The organism is Rhodopseudomonas faecalis (genome assembly GCF_003217325.1).
Taxonomy (GTDB): Bacteria; Pseudomonadota; Alphaproteobacteria; order Rhizobiales; family Xanthobacteraceae; genus Rhodopseudomonas; species Rhodopseudomonas faecalis.
This window is the reverse complement of record NZ_QJTI01000016.1, coordinates 73,118-89,024: the sequence shown is the minus strand read 5'-3', so window position 1 is coordinate 89,024 and position 15,907 is coordinate 73,118. Positions and strand designations below refer to the sequence as shown.

Below are 15,907 nucleotides of genomic sequence, written 5' to 3'. Positions count from 1 at the left end.
ATGGTCAAGCTTAGACACAAGCCGATCTCCCGTCAGAGATCGATCATTCCTCAGCCGACGCCCTCAATGGAAGGTGGGGCCGAAACAGCGCTTACGTTGTTTTAGGGCCTGACTTGCGTTGAGTTCAGCCGAGATCGCTGCCCCGAACCCGGGTCGCGGTTGCGATCGGCAGCGCGGCAAGCGCCGCGAGCATCATCATCGTGCTCGCGGCGCTCTTTACCAGCGGCACGGATTCGCTGACATTGAACACCAGCAGCAGCGTGAGTAGCGCCAGCGCGGTCGCGATCAGCGGCGGCGACAGCTGGTCGGCGCCGCTGCGTCGGCGCCGGATCGCAGCGGTCAGCAACGCGGCGAGATAGATCGTCATTAGCACAGCGCCGACGATGCCAAAGCACACTAAAAACTGCACATAACCATTGTGGAACTGATTGAGGTCCCGCAGCTCGGCACTTGGTGCGAAGGCTTGCAGAAGTGGCCATGCGTCCGGACCCCACCCAAGCCAGGGGCGTTGGTGAAAGAGATCGGCCGCCAGCACCAGTAGCTGCACCCGGGCTTCGTAGTTCTTCGAGGCCTCGTGAGCGAGATCAAATCGACCAGTCAGCACCTGTTGCAACAGCTCTACAAGCCCAACCGTCGGATGCTCGACGAGCGGAAACCCGACCGCAGACGCTTCAACCAGACTGCGACCGCTTGTTTGCATCGCAAAATAGCTGCCCCATGAAAGCGAGGAAATCGCTACCAGGACAAATACGGCGGGAAACAGCACGCTCGGATAGCCATTGCCCCGGACGGCACTTGGTGCAAGATAAGCCACCAGCCAAACGCTTAGCCCGGCGACAGTGCTGATATAGCCGCCGCGGCTATGCAGCAGCACCAGCAGCGTCAGCAGCGCCGCCAGCGCGATAGCGAGCGGAAAGCCAACGGCAACCGCCACGCCGCGCCGCAGTTTAGGCGTAGTGATCAGGTGACCGATCAGTCCGGTGCCCGCGATGATCGCCAGTCCGCAGGCCAGCGCCGCGAAATTGCGGTTGATCGGCCCCATCATGCCATTGCTCGGTCGCAGTTCGACAACCATGCCGATCGCGCCGTTGTTGATCAGCAGCACCAGGGCGCCGCCGCACAAGCCGGCGAGAAACAGCAGCAATAGCCGATCAATACGCCATTGCAGGCGCTGCCAGGCCGCCGCGCAAGCGAGCGCGACCAGCGGACCGAAGGCGATGAACATGTGCTTGTGCCAATTGCGCAGCGGATGGCCCGGTACGCCCTGGCTTTGCGCCCAGACCGCCGACAGTGCGACAAACGCCATCCAGCTGAACGCCAACAGCAGCAACGGCCGGCGCAGTTGCTTCGGGTCGTGCCAGATCACCGCTCCAGCAATCACCAGCAGGATCGCCAGCGCGATATCGCAGATGCTCGGTGACAGCAGCGAGGCCGCGGCCAGCACCGGGATGCAGACGGCGACTGTGTAGGCCAGTGGACGGGGTAGTGTTCGTCCGGCGTTGGCCTCGAGTTCAACCAAATGCGAAGCAGGTTGCAAATCTTGTCTCCGCGTGGGCCCAGGCAGGGCGGCACCATTACGTGCAGCCAGCCATCAGCGTCAAGCAAGCGACCACGAGTGGCGCCCGGCGCCGTCAATCGACGGCGATGATGATGTGATCAGGCTCGAAGGTCGCAAAGGCTTCGCCGTGTTCGGCGATGCCGAGATCCTCGGCGTGATGGCGCGGCACCACCGCAACGATGGTCTTGCCGTTGCCGATGTCGAGATGCACTTCCGAATGCACCTCGGCGTCGATCCGCTTTTTGACCTCGCCGCGAAACAGATTGTGGCGCACCTTTTCGGCTTCCGCCGCCGAGACCAGCCGAACGAACGGCGCCTTGACCAGTGCCAGCGCCTTGCGCCCGGGCGCGAGCCCAAGGTGCTCAGTCGCGGCATTGGTGATGGTGGCGTTGATGGTCTGCTCGTCCGACAGTTTTAGCACCACTTCGACATCGACCGGCCAGCGCCGGATGCTGACCACTTCGGTGCGGAAGATATTGCGCGCCGACACCTTAAACCCGCTGGCCCATAGCAGCGCGTCGCCGATCTCCTCAAGCCCCTCCTCCGCGATCAGCGACGACACTTTGGCAAGATGGTCTTCGAGCCGATGGAACACCTCGATCAGCCGCCGGCCTTCGTCGGTGATTTCAGCGGCGCCGCCGACGCGGCCCGAGGTGCGCGTCACAAAGGCCGGGGTCGGCAGCAGATTGTTGATGGCGTCGACCGCTTCCCAGGCGGTCTTGTAGCTCAGGCCCATCGCCTTGGCGGCTTTGCTGATGCTGCCATGTTCGGCGACTGCTTCGAGCAGCCGAATCCGGTCGCGGCCGACCAGCAGGCGTCCGCCGCTGCGCAGCACCAGGAAGGCATCGATCTTGTCATCCGTCATAGGGAGGGCCGCGCGAATCTAACCGCGCGTACCCTAGTGCTTTTTCGGCTGCGATTGAATGAGAACCGATGCAGCAGCCATCGGCTGCTCTTGAGGCTGGCCCTCAGGCGTCGGCCGCGGCGCGCTGCGCGTCAAGCGCGGCAAACCAGGCGATAATGCGATCGACATCGACCGGCAGTTCCGCCCAATCATCGCCGGCAAATTCGATCCAGCCCGGCAGCATCGAACGCTCGACCGCGACCAGTGCCGGAATGCCCTCGGCGACCGCAAGCCCGATTTCTTCGCGGACGCCGCGGCCGGCCAGTTCCTCCTTGGCGAACCGGCCGAACAACACCAGGTCGGGATGGGTCGCGATCGCCTCGGCGAGCCGCACCCGCGCCGTTGCCAGGCCATCTGGATTGAGGATGCAGGACGCCGATCCTGGGCCGAGATCCTGCGACAGCGCGATCGAATCGCCGCGCGTGATGTCGTCGAGCCAGAATGATAGCCGGCCATTGGAATGCGGCGCGCCGTTGCGCGGCACCACGCCGGCAATCCTTGTGTGCGGCCGGGCGGCGAGCCGATCGCGCACCGCGGCAAAAGTCTCTTCCAGGGGATCGCCGGATGTGTGGACGATGACGGCGAGCGCGGGGGTGGTCATGGCTTCGACTTCTCCGTTCGATAGGGCGTTCAACTTGATCGTTCCGATGTCGTGCATTCCGATGCTTCGGCAGTTCGCAAAGGCCGGGCGGCATCGCTGCGCGCCATGATCGACAAATCGAGCACGCTGCCATCAGCGCGCGACACGACGCGGCGGCCTGAGGGCGTGGTTTCAAGATCGAGCGCCAGCCCATAGAGCGCGCTCAGCCGCGCCGGCGTCAGCACCTGATCCACGTCACCAACCGCAAAGCGTTGCCCGGGGCCGATCACCGCGACCCGGTCGGCGATCGCGAAAGCATGCTCCGGTTCGTGGGTCGATACCAGCAGCGACAGGCCGCGCTCGGCCAGGCTGCGGATCTGATCGAGCAACGCCAGCCGATTGCTGAGATCGAGGCTCGCGGTCGGCTCGTCCATCACGATGATCTCGGTGTCCTGGGCCAGCGCGCGCGCGATCAACATCAATTGCCGCTGCCCGCCGGAGATGCGATCGGCGGAGCGGTGCCCGAGGCTCGCGATGCCGAGCATGTCCAGCGCCCGCCAGGCGGCGGCGACATCGTCGCGGCCCGGCGTGCTGAACATCCCGAGCCGTGCCGTGCGTCCCATCACCACAATGTCGAGCACGGTGTGGCTGGGATCGCCCTGATAGGCTTGCGGCACCAGCGCGACGCGCCTTGCGATCTCATCGCGCTTCAAGGCGGCGATATCGCGGCCGCCAAGCACAATCCGGCCGCGCAGCGGCGGCAACAGGCCGAGCAGCGTCTTGAACAGCGTGGTCTTGCCGACGCCGTTCGCGCCCATCAGGCAGGTGATGCTGCCGCTGTGCAGCTCAAGGTCGATGCCATCGACCAACGGATCGCCGTCATAGCCGATTGCAACATTGTCCAGCGACAGGCGGGCAGTCACTCGCGCCTCCATATCGCTCGCGCTCCCTTCCGCGTCATCAGCCAAACAAACAGACCGCCGCCGACCAGCGCCGTCAACACGCCGATCGGGATTTCGATGTTAGCTGCGGTGCGCGCCAGCGTATCGACCACGATCATGAAGCTGGCACCGATCAGGATCGAGGTCGGCAGCAGCCGGTCGAAGCGCGGCCCGACCAACAGCCGCGCCATGTGCGGCACCATCAGGCCAACCCAGCCAATCACGCCGGAAATCGCAACCACCGCCGCGGTGATCAGCGTTGCGGCCGCGATCACCACCTGCCGGGTGCGCTGCACATTGATGCCGAGCGCACGCGCGTCATCATCGCCGCACGACATCACGGTGATACGCCAGCGCAGCAGATAGAGCGGGATCAGGCCGATCAGCACGGTCGGCACCACCACGGCGAGGTCGCTCGGGCGGACGCTGGCCAGGCTGCCGAGCAGCCAATAGGTGATCATCGGCAATTGCGAATAGGGGTCGGCGACCAGTTTCACCAGCGAGATCGCGGCGGCCGCGATCGAACCGACTACGATGCCGGCCAGCACCAGCATCAACACATCGCCGCGCTCGCGCAGCGACCATGCCAGAGCTGCCACCAGCATCACGGTCAGCGAGCCGGTGACAAAGCCGAATAGTTCGATCGCCACCACCGGCAGGCCGAACAGGATCGCGATCACCGCGCCGAGTCCGGCGCCATGTGACACGCCCAAAATATCCGGCGACACCAGCGGATTGCGAAACAGGTTTTGATAAGCGGCACCGGCCGCCGACAATGCGGCGCCGACGCAGATCGCCGCGGCGATGCGCGGCAGCCTGATCTGAAACAGCACCACCGCGGCCTGATCGTGACGGTCCGCGCCGCCGAGCCAGGCCGCGATCGCCGTGATCACCTCGCCGGGCGGAATCCGGTATGGCCCGATGCCGGCCGCAAAGATCACGACCACGATCAGCAGCAGCGCGAGGACGATCAGGGTCGACGTGACGCGCCGCTCTGCCACCTCAGTTTCCTATTGCATCGATGAAACGTTGCAGGTCGGCGTCCGAAATCTCGACCTGATAGAACAGCCGGTAGAACTCGCGCAGCTCGCGACGCAGATCGGAACTGACCTTGTCGGGATAGAGCTTGTGCAGCAGCAGTTTTAGCCCGATCAGCCGGTTGACCGAGGGCGGCAGATCAAGCGCGCCGAACGGCTGATTGGGCGCGAGGATCACGCGGCGCTGTTTGACGGCCGGGATCACCTGCCATTCCGGGCGTTCCATGATGGCGCGATAGATCGCGGGCTCCATGGTGATGATGGTGTCCGGCGCCCAGCTGATCACTTGCTCAGGTGACACCCGGGCGATGCCGCCCGTGTCGCGCACGCCTTCGACGACATTGATGGCGCCGACCCGTTCGATGATCTCGGTGTTGATCGAGCCGCGTGAGCCGGTCTCAAAGCCATCAATGCCGCGCGCCAGATAGATGCGCGGCCGTGCCGAGATCGGCACGCTCGCCACCACGCGATCGACTTCCGCGAAACTCGCCTCGGCGGCGCGCGCCAGCGCTTCGCCGCGCTCGCGTACCCCCAGAATGTCGGACAGCAGCCGCAGCGCCGCCGCGGTGTTTTCAAAGCGGCCGTCGATCAGCAGATAGGGAATGCCGGTCTGGCTCTGAATTCGGTCGGCGAGCGAGCGATAGGTGTCGCTGGTGACGCCAAAATCGATGATCACATCGGGGTGGCTCGCCATCAGCCGCTCGATCGAAATAGTGTCGCCGCGCCCGGTGAGCCGGCCGAGTTCCGGCAGATCGCGCGCCGCCGGCAGCAGAAACGGCTTGTCTTCGTCGCGGGGCGCGCGCCCCCAGCCGATCATCTTGTCGGGCGCGAGCACATAGAGAAACACATTGGCGGGCGGCCCGGCCGCAAATACCCGCGTGATCGTGTCGGGCACCTCGACTTGCCGGCCGGTGGAATCGACCACACTGCGCGCCTGTGCCGGCGTTACCGGCCCAAGCGGCAGCAGCGTCGCCAGCAGCGCGCCGATCAGCAGCGCGCGCCGCTTCACTCCCGCGGCCGCCGCCATCAGGGCTGTCCGACCTGGAAATCGCCGGGCTTGGGCGGCGCCTTCGGTACGAATTCTGCGCGGTCCGGCTTCAGATCGACCAGCGGCGTGCCATTGATGCAATCGAGCCCGCGCACGAACAGATTGCCGCCCTCGCGGCGCTCCAGCCGAACCACCGAGGTGCCGATCGGGTTGGGGCGCACCGGCGAGCGCAGCGAGAAGGTGCCATGGGTGACGCCGTCATTGCGCGGACATTGCAGCAGCAAGTCGCGCCGCGACTCGTGCAGCCAATAAAACACTTCCAGCAGCGTGCCTTCATCGACCCCGGCCAGCGCCGGTTGCCAGGTCTCGAACAGCTCGATCCGGCACAGCGGACCGTCAGCGCGGCCGTGGCGCGGGCATTCCGAGATCGTTGACCAGGGGGTGTGAATCCGGCCGATGAACACCACGCCGGCATCGACAGTGCCCGACCAATCAGCAGTCAGCTCGCCGTTTCTGATTTCATTATTGATTGCCATCTGCGCCACCTGGTTGGCCGCGGCGTTCTATTGCGCCGCAATATATGTAATCAGACTATATTTGTTGGGTTGGCTGTCAACGGCCTTCGTGAACGATTTGGTACGAATTCATGACGGGCGCATGCCGGTGCGCCGGTGCTTCGCGGCACTTCGGCCACATCTGCTCGCTGCTTCCAGGTAACGAGTGTTGCGCGAAAGCAACATTTCGGGCGTAAAACGCCGGTTCTCGGCCCTGAAAAGCGACCGTTTCGGCGTCATAGCACCGCCGAAGCAACTTTCACGTGTTTTTACGAGGTCAGCTCGCGTTTAGGGTATTGTCAAGCCGCACGCCTTCGTCGCTAATATATGTAAATGAAATAAATAAAATGGCGATTGGCCGATGCGGCGCGTGCACTGTCCTCGATCCCTCACTGCTGTTGCAGTGCAATCGAGGTGCCAACTTCCTTGCAGGTCAGCGGCCGGTCGGTCGCTGTTAGCACCCCTCATCCTCGGCCCTGTTCGCCGCAGCGCAGTCATCGCTGCCGCTGCTTGCTGCCAGTCAATCGTCACGATCTTGCGCCGCGCGCCATCCGCGTGGGCTGCGGCGCCGACCTGTCGACGCGGACGCGTGAGCCTAAGGGGGGCCTGATGAAACGAATGACCCGAGTCACCATGCTGCTTGCCAGCGCCGCGACGGTCACGGCCGTTGACGCGGCGGTCGCGGGCAGCAGTAAGGGCGTCTATGAGCTGGGGCAGATCAACGTCACGGCGCCGGCCGAGGGCGGCTCGGAGTTCAACGATTTCGGCGGCAGCACCGTGCCGAATTCGCAGATGGAGCGCTTCAAGACCAACACGGTCGATAAGGCGCTTGATCTGGTGCCGGGCGTCAATTCCTCGCCGAGCGGCAATCAGCGCAACGACAGCAACATTTTCATTCACGGTTTTGACCGGCTGCAGGTGCCGCTGTCGATTGACGGCGTGCGCATCTATCTGCCGGCCGACAACCGCATCGACTTCTCGCGTTTCCTGACCGACGACGTCTCGCAGATCCAGATCGCCAAGGGCTATGTCTCGGTGCTGGACGGGCCGGGCGGGCTCGGCGGCGCCGTCAACCTGGTCACCAAGAAGCCGGTGAAGGCTTTTGAAGGCGAGTGGCGCAGCCAGGCCGATTTCGGCCGCACCGGCGCGTTCGATGGCTTCAAGAATTATGGCCGGGTCGGCAGTAAGCAGGACGATTACTACCTCCAGGCCAGCGCCACCTGGCGCAAAGTCGAGGGCTGGGAACTGCCCGCCAGTTTTACGCCGACCTCGATCGAGAATGGCGGCCGCCGCGACAATTCCGAGTCGAACGACTGGAACGTCAACCTGAAAGCGGGTTGGACACCGAACGCCACCGACGAGTACTCGATCAATTTCATCAAGCACGACGGCCGCAAAAGCGCGCCCTACAATGTCGAGCCGACCGCGTCGCAGCGTTATTGGTCGTGGCCATCCTGGAACGTGCAGATCTTGTCGGCGGCGACCAAGACCGAGATCGGCGATGATGCCTACGTCAAGACCCGGACGTTCTGGGAGACCTTCGACAACGCCATCGACATGTGGGACAACCCGGCGCAGACCCAGCGCTACAGCACCAGCGCGTCGCGCTCGATCTATCAGGACTGGGCCATCGGCAACACCGTCGAACTCGCCAAGGAATTCGGCAGCCTCGATACGCTGAAGCTCGCCAGCCATGTGCGCCGCGACAATCATGGTGAGTGGAACGATCTGTTCACCGATAAATACGGCTTGAACGGCACCACCACGCCGAAAAGCGCAAGCTGCGCCACCACCAAGACCGTGAGCGAAACCTGTTTCGTCGAGCCGAAGCAGAATTCTACCGAAGACACTTATTCGATTGCGGCCGAAAACACCGTGCATATCGGCCCGCGCTTCGACTGGGTGCAGGGCGCGAGCTATGACTGGCGCCATCTCAATCGGGCCGAGGAATATGTGGTCGGACAATACAAGTCCGGCACCTATTACGAGCCCTATTGGATCAACTACCGGCTGACCAATGGTTCGGCGTTCAATTGGCAGACCGCGGCGATCTGGCGCTATTCGGACACCGCCAAGCTGTTCTTTAACATCTCCGATCGCACCCGGTTTCCGACACTGTTCGAGCGCTTCAGCTCAAGGTTCGGCACCGCGGCGTCCAATCCCGACCTGTTGCCAGAGCGGGCGGTCAACTATCAGCTCGGCTGGACCAACGCCTTTGCGCCCAGGAGCCAGGTCTCGGTGCTGGTCTATTACGCCCTGGTGCGCGACATGATCCAGTCGGTGGCCACCGGCAAGAGCTACACCGACCCGATTTCGGGCAAGGTGTCGGCCATCACCCAGAACCAGAATGTCGGCGACGGCTATCGTTACGGCGTCGATTTCGCGCTCGACTACGCGCTGGCCGCGACGCTGCTGGTCGGCGGCAATGTCTCCTACATCCATAATGTGCTGGAGAACCCGACCGATCCGACCATTCAGCAGACCGGGATTCCGACCGTGAAGGGCATGGTCTATGCGAGCTACAATCCGGTCGAAGCGCTGACGCTGACGCCGAGTTTGCAGTTCGCCGATGACCGTTGGTCGCAGAAAAATCAGGTGATCGGCAACAAGTCGGTGAACAGCTACGTCAAGACCGGCACCTATCTGCTCGCCAACTTCATCGCGGAATACAAGCTGCGCGATGATTTGATGGTGTCGGCCGGGGTGCGGAACATCTTCGACCATGAATATGCGCTGGCCTGGGGTTTTCCGGAGCCGGGGCGGACTTTTCATATCGGCATGAAGGGCACGTTCTGATACCCGCCGCGATTGATAGCAACCACTCGAAGCGTCATGGCCGGGCTCCGTCCCGGCCATCCACGTCTTCGATCTTGCGGCGATCTCAAGACGTGGATGCCCGCGACAAGCGCGGGCATGACGGTCATTGGTACGAGCCGCGCCGATGCGGCGCTAACCAGCTTCGCTGGCCTCGCTCAACACTTCGCGGCGGAATGCGCCCGGGCTCTTGGCCATCCATTTGCGGAACGCGCGATGAAAAGCGCTCGGCTCGGCAAAGCCGAGATCGGCGGCGATATCGCTGACCGGGCGTTCGCTATCGGCCAGCCAGCGGATCGCCAGCACGCGGCGGATTTCGTCCTTGATGTTCTGGTAGGTCTGGCCTTCAACGAGCAGCCGGCGCCGCAAGGTCGAGACCGGAATCCGCAGCTGCTTAGCCAGCGTCTCGAAATTGGGCCAGGCGGTCGGCGGCGTGGCTCGCAGTTTGGTGCGGATCGCGGCTGCGAGACCCGCATCATGGCGATAGCGCACCACGATATTGGCCGGCGCGTGCCGCAAAAACTCCCGTAACGAGCGTTCGGTGCGCATGGTGCGCAGCTTGAGATAGCTGGCGTCGAACGCCATCACGCTTTCCGGCTGGTTGAAGCGCACCGGCGCGCCGAAAAACAGCCGGTAGTCGGCGGCATAAAGCGGCGGACCGCAGGTGAAATCGACGCGGCGCAGCGGAATGCGCCGGCCCACCAGCCAGCAGGTGATGCCATGCACCAGAATCCAGAAGGTGCGATAGGCGAAGGCGGTGCGCGGCGCGGCTTTGTCATGCAGCACGATCTTGGCGAGCCCGCCGTCCTGCACCAGCGTGCCCGACGGATCGTCGAGCGTCACTTTCAGAAAGCGCAGCGCCCGGTTCAGCGCCTGTTCCAGCGTGCTGGCATGCAGCACCGCATGGCATAGCAGCGTGAATGATCCCGGCCGCATCGGCCGGCCGCCGAGCCCGAAAAACTCGTCGTCCATGGCCGCCGCCACCGCCAGCCACAGCGCGCCGAATTGTTCGGCCGACACCGGCGCCCGCACCTGTTCCGGCAGCCCGGCCTTGGCCAGCACCGGCCCGGGCGCCAGCCCGCTGCGGCGCAGACAGTCTGCCACCTCGTCCACGAACAGCGGCGATATCATTTTGCGATCCAATTGCGGCGTCCTCCCCGGCGCGTCCTTGTGTTGCAAAATCGCTCAGCAACTTAGACCGCTTTTGTCATGGTTTGCCACACGGCTTTACGGCTTAGTTCGCACCGGAAAATCGCCGGCGCTGTGCGTCGGGCCGGTCCAAGGCCAGCACGTCAACAATGGCCAAACAGCGAGAGATGAGAGGGAACCACGATGAGCAACGCCACCAAACCCGCCGATTATGCGGATGCCGTCGCCAATTTCCGGCTGGAAGATTTCGAGCCGCTGTTCGCGGGCAGCCTGAAGACCGGGCTCAATGTTTGCGTGGAATGTTGTGATCGCCATGTCGCCTCGGGCGGCATTGCGCTCAATTGGGAGAGCGCCACCGGCCAGCGCGCCAGCTTCACCTTTGCCGAAATGCAGGAATTGTCGGCCAAGGTCGCCAATCTTCTGACCGAACAGGGCGTCAAGCCGGGCGACGTCGTCGCCGGCATGCTGCCCCGCACCCCCGAATTGCTCGCCACCATCCTCGGCACCTGGCGCGCCGGCGCGGTCTATCAGCCGCTGTTCACCGCGTTCGGCCCGAAGGCGATCGAACACCGCATCAATATGAGCGCCGCCAAGCTGGTGGTGACTGACACCATCAACCGGGCCAAGCTTGACGAAGTGGCCGGCCGTCCGACGGTGGCGGTGGTGACCCGCCCCGGCGAGACCGTGGCCGCTGGCGACCTCGATTTCCGCGCCGAGCTGGCAGCGAAATCGTCCAGCTTCGAGCCGGTGCTGCGCAAGGGCAGCGATCTGTTCCTGATGATGTCGACCTCCGGCACCACGGGTCTGCCGAAGGGCGTGCCGGTGCCGCTGTCGGCGCTGCCGGCGTTCTATTCCTATATGCGCGACGCGGTTGATCTGCGTCCGGACGACAAGTTCTGGAACATCGCCGATCCGGGCTGGGCCTATGGCCTGTACTACGCCGTCACCGGTCCGCTGCTGCTCGGCCACACCACCACATTCTATGAGGGCGCGTTCACGGCCGAGAGCACCTATTCGATCATCAAGCGCCACGGCATCACCAATCTCGCCGGCGCCCCGACTGCTTACCGGCTGCTGATCGCCGCCGGTCCGGAAGCCGCCGCCGGCGTCAAGGGCCAGCTGCGCGTGGTCAGCAGCGCCGGTGAGCCGCTCAATCCGGAAGTGATCCGCTGGTTCGCCGAGCATCTCGCCGTGCCGATCCACGATCATTACGGCCAGACCGAGCTGGGCATGGCGGTCAACAACCACCACGGCCTGCGCCATGCCGTGCGTCCGGGCTCGGCCGGCTTTGCGATGCCGGGCTTCCGCGTCGCGGTGCTCGACGACGAGAATCGCGAATTGCCGGCCAATGTGCCGGGCGTGCTCGCGGTCGATCTCAACCGTTCGCCGCTGATGTGGTTCACCGGCTATTGGCAGCAGGAAACCCCGGCGATCGCCGGCGGTTACTACCGCACCGGCGACACCGTCGAACTCGAAGCCGATGGCTCGGTGAGCTTCGTCGGCCGCGCCGACGACGTCATCACCTCGTCCGGCTATCGCATCGGCCCGTTCGACGTCGAAAGCGCGCTGATCGAGCACCCGGCGGTGATCGAGGCGGCGGTGATCGGCAAGCCCGATCCGGAGCGCACCGAAATCGTCAAGGCCTATGTGGTGCTGGCGTCCGACTATCAGGGCAGCGAGCAGCTCGCCGAAGAGCTGCGCCAATACGTCAAGAAGCGGCTGTCGGCGCACGCTTATCCGCGTGAGATCGAATTCCTGGAGCAGCTCCCGAAGACGCCGAGCGGCAAGCTGCAGCGCTTCGTGCTGCGCAAGCGCGAGGTCGATCAGACCTCCTCGTCGTCGTCGCACTGAACCCGCAACAACGCATTCAAGAAACTGGACAGAACAATGAACATCAAGGATCGCGTGTTCCTGGTCACCGGCGCTGCCTCCGGGCTTGGCGCCGCCACCGCCCGCAGCCTGGTCGCCGCTGGCGCCAAGGTGGTCGGTCTCGACCTCAATCAGACCGCGGGTGCGGCGCTCGAGGCTGAACTCGGCGGCCATTTCCGCTTCCTGACCACCGACGTCACCAAGGAAGAAGACGGCCAGGCGGCGGTGAAGCTGGCGCAGGAGCTTGGTCAGCTGTCCGGCCTCGTCAACTGCGCGGGCGTTGCGCCCGGCGAGAAGGTGGTCGGCCGCAAGGGCCCGCATCAGCTCGCCAGCTTCGCGCGTGCCATCTCGATCAATCTGGTCGGCACCTTCAACATGATCCGGCTCGCCGCCGAAGCGATGATGCAGCAGCAGCCCAATGAAGAAGGCGAGCGCGGCGTGATCATCAACACCGCCTCGGTCGCGGCGTTCGACGGTCAGATCGGCCAGGCGGCCTATTCGGCCTCCAAGGGCGGCGTTGCGGCGATGACGCTGCCGGTGGCGCGCGAACTGGCGCAGCACGGCATCCGCGTCGTCACCATCGCGCCCGGCATCTTCGAGACGCCGATGATGGCCGGCATGCCGCAGGAAGTGCAGGATGCGCTCGGCAAGAGCGTGCCGTTCCCGCCGCGCCTTGGCCGTCCGTCGGAATATGCGGGCCTTGTGCAGCACATCATCGCCAATACCATGTTGAATGGCGAGGTGATCCGCCTCGACGGCGCGCTGCGCATGGCCGCGCGCTGACAATAACGCTTCAACCAAGCCAATAGCTCACGTCCCGGGAGGACTTCCATGATCCACGACCCCGTTGTCATCGTTGGTTCCGCGCGCACGCCGATGGGCGGTTTCCAGGGTGACCTCAAGGACGCCACCGCCGCGCAGCTCGGCGCCACCGCCATCAAGGCGGCCGTCGAGCGCGCCGGCATTGCCGCTGACGCGGTCGAGGAAGTGGTGTTCGGCTGCGTGCTGCCCGCCGGGCAAGGTCAGGCTCCGGCGCGTCAGGCGTCGCTCGGCGCCGGCCTGTCGCTGGCGGCCGGCTGCACCACCGTCAACAAGATGTGCGGCTCGGGCATGAAGGCCGCGATGCTGGCCCATGATCTGTTGATCGCCGACAGCGCCAAGGTGGCGGTGGCCGGCGGCATGGAGAGCATGACCAACGCGCCCTATCTGCTCGATCGCGCGCGCGGCGGCTATCGCATGGGCCATGGCCGCGTCATGGACCACATGTTCCTCGACGGCCTGGAAGACGCCTATGACAAGGGCCGGCTGATGGGCACCTTCGCCGAGGATTGCGCGCAAAACTATCAGTTCACCCGCGAGGTGCAGGACAACTTTGCGATCGCCTCGCTGACCCGCGCTCAGAACGCCATCAAGGACGGCTCATTCGCCGGCGAAGTGGTGCCGGTGGTGGTCAAGTCCGGCAAGAGCGAGATCACGGTGACGATCGACGAGCAGCCGCTCAAGGCCAAGCTCGACAAGATCCCGACGCTGCGCCCGGCGTTCCGCGACGGCGGCACCGTGACCGCGGCCAACTCCTCGTCGATCTCGGACGGTGCCGCGGCGCTGGTGCTGATGCGTCGTTCGGAGGCGGAGAAGCGCGGCCTCACGCCGCTCGCTGCGATCGTCGGCCACGCCACCCACGCCCATGAGCCGAACCTGTTCGCGACCGCGCCGGTCGGCGCGATCCGCAAGGTCGCCGAGCGCACCGGCTGGAATCTCGCCGATGTCGATCTGTTCGAGGTCAATGAGGCGTTCGCGGTGGTGGCGCTGGCGGCGATGCACGATCTCGATCTGCCGCATGACAAGGTCAATGTGCATGGCGGCGCCTGCGCGCTCGGCCATCCGATCGGCGCTTCCGGCGCCCGCGTGCTGGTGACGCTGCTGGCGGCGCTGCAGAAGTATGATCTCAAGCGCGGCGTGGCTTCGCTGTGCATCGGCGGCGGCGAAGCCACCGCGGTCGCGATCGAACGGCTGTCCTGAGGCGTGAGCGAGCTATGATCCTCAACGAGATCCAGACTCAGATCCGCGACACCGCGCGCGATTTCGCGCGCGAGCGTCTGGCGCCGACTGCGGCGGCGCGCGACGCCGCCCATGCGTTCCCGAAGGACGAGCTGGCCGAAATGGGCCAGCTCGGTTTCCTCGGCATGCTGGTGCCGGAAACCTATGGCGGCGTCGATGCCGGCATGGTGGCCTATACGCTGGCGCTCGAAGAGATCGCCGTCGGTGACGGTGCCTGCTCGACCATCATGAGCGTGCACACTTCGGTCGGCTGCATGCCGATCCTGAAGTTCGGCACCGAGGCGCAGAAGGAACGTTTTCTGCCCAAACTCGCCAGCGGCGAGTGGATCGGCGGTTTTGCGCTCACTGAACCGCAGGCCGGCTCCGACGCCTCCAACCTGCGCACCACCGCCAAGCGCGATGGCGATCACTACGTCATCAACGGCGCCAAGCAGTTCATCACCTCGGGCAAGAACGGCCAGGTGATCATCGTGTTTGCGGTCACCGATCCTGCGGCCGGCAAGAAGGGCATCAGCGCCTTCATCGTGCCGACCGATACGCCCGGTTACGAAGTGGTGCGGGTCGAGGAAAAGCTCGGACAGCACGCCTCCGACACCTGCCAGCTCGCCTTCAACGACATGCGCATTCCGGCCGAGCTGCGGCTCGGTGCCGAGGGCGAAGGCTTGAAGATCGCGCTGTCCAATTTGGAAGGCGGCCGGATCGGCATTGCCTCGCAGTCGGTCGGCATGGCGCGGGCGGCGTTCGAGGCGGCGCGCGACTATGCGCGCGAGCGCGTCACTTTCGGCAAGCCGATCATCGAGCATCAAGCGGTCGCGTTCCGGCTTGCTGATATGGCGACCCGGATCGCCGCGGCCCGGCAGATGGTGCTGTACGCCGCCAGCCTGCGCGAAGCCGGGCTGCCTTGCCTGAAGGAAGCGTCGATGGCGAAACTGTTCGCCTCGGAAACGGCTGAAGCGGTGTGTTCGGCGGCGATCCAAACGCTGGGCGGCTATGGCTACCTCAAGGATTTTCCGGTCGAGCGCATCTATCGCGACGTGCGCGTCTGCCAGATCTATGAGGGCACCAGCGACGTGCAGCGCATCGTGATCGCCCGCGACCTGTAAGCGATACGCTTTCACTGAATGACGAGGCGGTTCTGACGGCGTCAGGACCGCCTTTGTCGTTTTGGGCTGATCAATCGGTTTTGGTTGGGTGCGGCAATTCCGCGCAACTGATCAGAGCTGTGTCGGGGTCTGATATTCCGCTTCATGGAAGGCGTTGCGGCGGGTACTAACAGCGGGGCATGCTTGCTGCCGGCTGCTGATATCTGCTGCTGGCGTGCTGCTCGCCAGGGGAACTGATCATGTGCCGCTCAGTTCCCGCGATCAGCGACTTTCGTGCAGACGATAAGGCTACCTGCGCCACCGGAATTTTTGTTCCTGAACAATGCGATGTTAGCACTCTCTCACTACCCAG

At 64.4% G+C, this 15,907-nt stretch carries 13 protein-coding genes; 5 read left to right on the top strand and 8 right to left on the bottom strand.

Annotated features, from left to right (window positions below; all coding sequences use genetic code 11):
- Nucleotides 1-124 precede the first annotated feature (124 nt).
- From BJ122_RS13305 to tsaA, 7 genes are all read right to left on the bottom strand, one after another.
- Nucleotides 125-1,225 carry an O-antigen ligase family protein gene (locus BJ122_RS13305; protein ID WP_181418955.1) on the bottom strand — a complete coding sequence of 367 codons (1,101 nt, stop codon included), beginning with the start codon at nt 1,223-1,225 and terminating at the stop codon, nt 125-127.
- A 406-nt stretch (nt 1,226-1,631) separates the two neighbouring features.
- Nucleotides 1,632-2,423: a TOBE domain-containing protein gene (locus BJ122_RS13300; RefSeq protein ID WP_110781498.1), complete on the bottom strand. Its 792-nt coding sequence runs from the start codon at nt 2,421-2,423 to the stop codon at nt 1,632-1,634.
- 103 nt (nt 2,424-2,526) lie between these two features.
- Entirely contained in the window at nt 2,527-3,063 is a 537-nt protein-coding gene (locus tag BJ122_RS13295) for a DUF2478 domain-containing protein (protein WP_110781496.1), read from the bottom strand.
- 29 nt (nt 3,064-3,092) lie between these two features.
- Nucleotides 3,093-3,965, bottom strand: a complete 873-nt coding sequence (locus BJ122_RS13290) for an ABC transporter ATP-binding protein (RefSeq protein WP_181418954.1) — start codon at nt 3,963-3,965, stop codon at nt 3,093-3,095.
- On the bottom strand, nt 3,962-4,984 hold the full coding sequence (locus tag BJ122_RS13285; protein ID WP_110781492.1) for a FecCD family ABC transporter permease: 1,023 nt from the start codon (nt 4,982-4,984) through the stop codon (nt 3,962-3,964). Before BJ122_RS13285 ends, BJ122_RS13290 begins: the two co-directional genes overlap by 4 nt.
- 1 nt (nt 4,985) lies before the next feature.
- Nucleotides 4,986-6,047 carry an iron ABC transporter substrate-binding protein gene (locus BJ122_RS13280; RefSeq protein WP_110781490.1) on the bottom strand — a complete coding sequence of 354 codons (1,062 nt, stop codon included), beginning with the start codon at nt 6,045-6,047 and terminating at the stop codon, nt 4,986-4,988.
- Nucleotides 6,047-6,544 (bottom strand): tRNA (N6-threonylcarbamoyladenosine(37)-N6)-methyltransferase TrmO, encoded by a 498-nt coding sequence (tsaA, locus tag BJ122_RS13275; RefSeq protein ID WP_110781511.1) that lies wholly within the window; start codon nt 6,542-6,544, stop codon nt 6,047-6,049. The genes BJ122_RS13280 and tsaA overlap by 1 nt, the downstream gene beginning before the upstream one ends.
- Nucleotides 6,545-7,171: 627 nt before the next feature.
- Here tsaA and BJ122_RS13270 point away from each other — a divergent pair.
- Nucleotides 7,172-9,358, top strand: a complete 2,187-nt coding sequence (locus tag BJ122_RS13270) for a TonB-dependent receptor (RefSeq protein WP_110781509.1) — start codon at nt 7,172-7,174, stop codon at nt 9,356-9,358.
- Nucleotides 9,359-9,511: 153 nt separating this feature from the next.
- On the opposite strand, the gene BJ122_RS13265 is transcribed toward BJ122_RS13270, so the two are convergent.
- Complete coding sequence (locus BJ122_RS13265; RefSeq protein ID WP_430694785.1) at nt 9,512-10,507, bottom strand: AraC family transcriptional regulator; 996 nt, start codon at nt 10,505-10,507, stop codon at nt 9,512-9,514.
- Between the two features lie 201 nt (nt 10,508-10,708).
- On the opposite strand from BJ122_RS13265, the gene BJ122_RS13260 reads away from it, so the two are divergent.
- The 4 genes from BJ122_RS13260 to BJ122_RS13245 are packed head-to-tail and all read left to right on the top strand — an operon-like array spanning nt 10,709 to nt 15,555.
- On the top strand, nt 10,709-12,376 hold the full coding sequence (locus tag BJ122_RS13260) for an acyl-CoA synthetase (RefSeq protein ID WP_110781486.1): 1,668 nt from the start codon (nt 10,709-10,711) through the stop codon (nt 12,374-12,376).
- 36 nt (nt 12,377-12,412) lie between these two features.
- Complete coding sequence (locus BJ122_RS13255) at nt 12,413-13,177, top strand: 3-hydroxyacyl-CoA dehydrogenase (RefSeq protein ID WP_110781484.1); 765 nt, start codon at nt 12,413-12,415, stop codon at nt 13,175-13,177.
- Between the two features lie 48 nt (nt 13,178-13,225).
- Nucleotides 13,226-14,413, top strand: a complete 1,188-nt coding sequence (locus BJ122_RS13250; RefSeq protein ID WP_110781483.1) for an acetyl-CoA C-acyltransferase — start codon at nt 13,226-13,228, stop codon at nt 14,411-14,413.
- A gap of 14 nt (nt 14,414-14,427) precedes the next feature.
- Nucleotides 14,428-15,555 (top strand): acyl-CoA dehydrogenase family protein, encoded by a 1,128-nt coding sequence (locus tag BJ122_RS13245; protein WP_027279107.1) that lies wholly within the window; start codon nt 14,428-14,430, stop codon nt 15,553-15,555.
- The last annotated feature ends 352 nt before the right edge of the window (nt 15,556-15,907 follow it).

Bases quoted from the DNA above. Each gene is read 5' to 3' on its own strand.
- BJ122_RS13255 (WP_110781484.1), top strand. From the start codon at position 12,413: ATGAACATCAAGGATCGCGTGTTCCTGGTCACCGGCGCTGCCTCCGGG.
- BJ122_RS13280 (WP_110781490.1), bottom strand. From the start codon at position 6,047: ATGGCGGCGGCCGCGGGAGTGAAGCGGCGCGCGCTGCTGATCGGCGCG.
- BJ122_RS13250 (WP_110781483.1), top strand. From the start codon at position 13,226: ATGATCCACGACCCCGTTGTCATCGTTGGTTCCGCGCGCACGCCGATG.
- BJ122_RS13245 (WP_027279107.1), top strand. From the start codon at position 14,428: ATGATCCTCAACGAGATCCAGACTCAGATCCGCGACACCGCGCGCGAT.
- BJ122_RS13295 (WP_110781496.1), bottom strand. From the start codon at position 3,063: ATGACCACCCCCGCGCTCGCCGTCATCGTCCACACATCCGGCGATCCC.
- BJ122_RS13305 (WP_181418955.1), bottom strand. From the start codon at position 1,225: ATGTTCATCGCCTTCGGTCCGCTGGTCGCGCTCGCTTGCGCGGCGGCC.
- BJ122_RS13265 (WP_430694785.1), bottom strand. From the start codon at position 10,507: ATGATATCGCCGCTGTTCGTGGACGAGGTGGCAGACTGTCTGCGCCGC.
- BJ122_RS13260 (WP_110781486.1), top strand. From the start codon at position 10,709: ATGAGCAACGCCACCAAACCCGCCGATTATGCGGATGCCGTCGCCAAT.
- tsaA (WP_110781511.1), bottom strand. From the start codon at position 6,544: ATGGCAATCAATAATGAAATCAGAAACGGCGAGCTGACTGCTGATTGG.
- BJ122_RS13270 (WP_110781509.1), top strand. From the start codon at position 7,172: ATGAAACGAATGACCCGAGTCACCATGCTGCTTGCCAGCGCCGCGACG.
- BJ122_RS13300 (WP_110781498.1), bottom strand. From the start codon at position 2,423: ATGACGGATGACAAGATCGATGCCTTCCTGGTGCTGCGCAGCGGCGGA.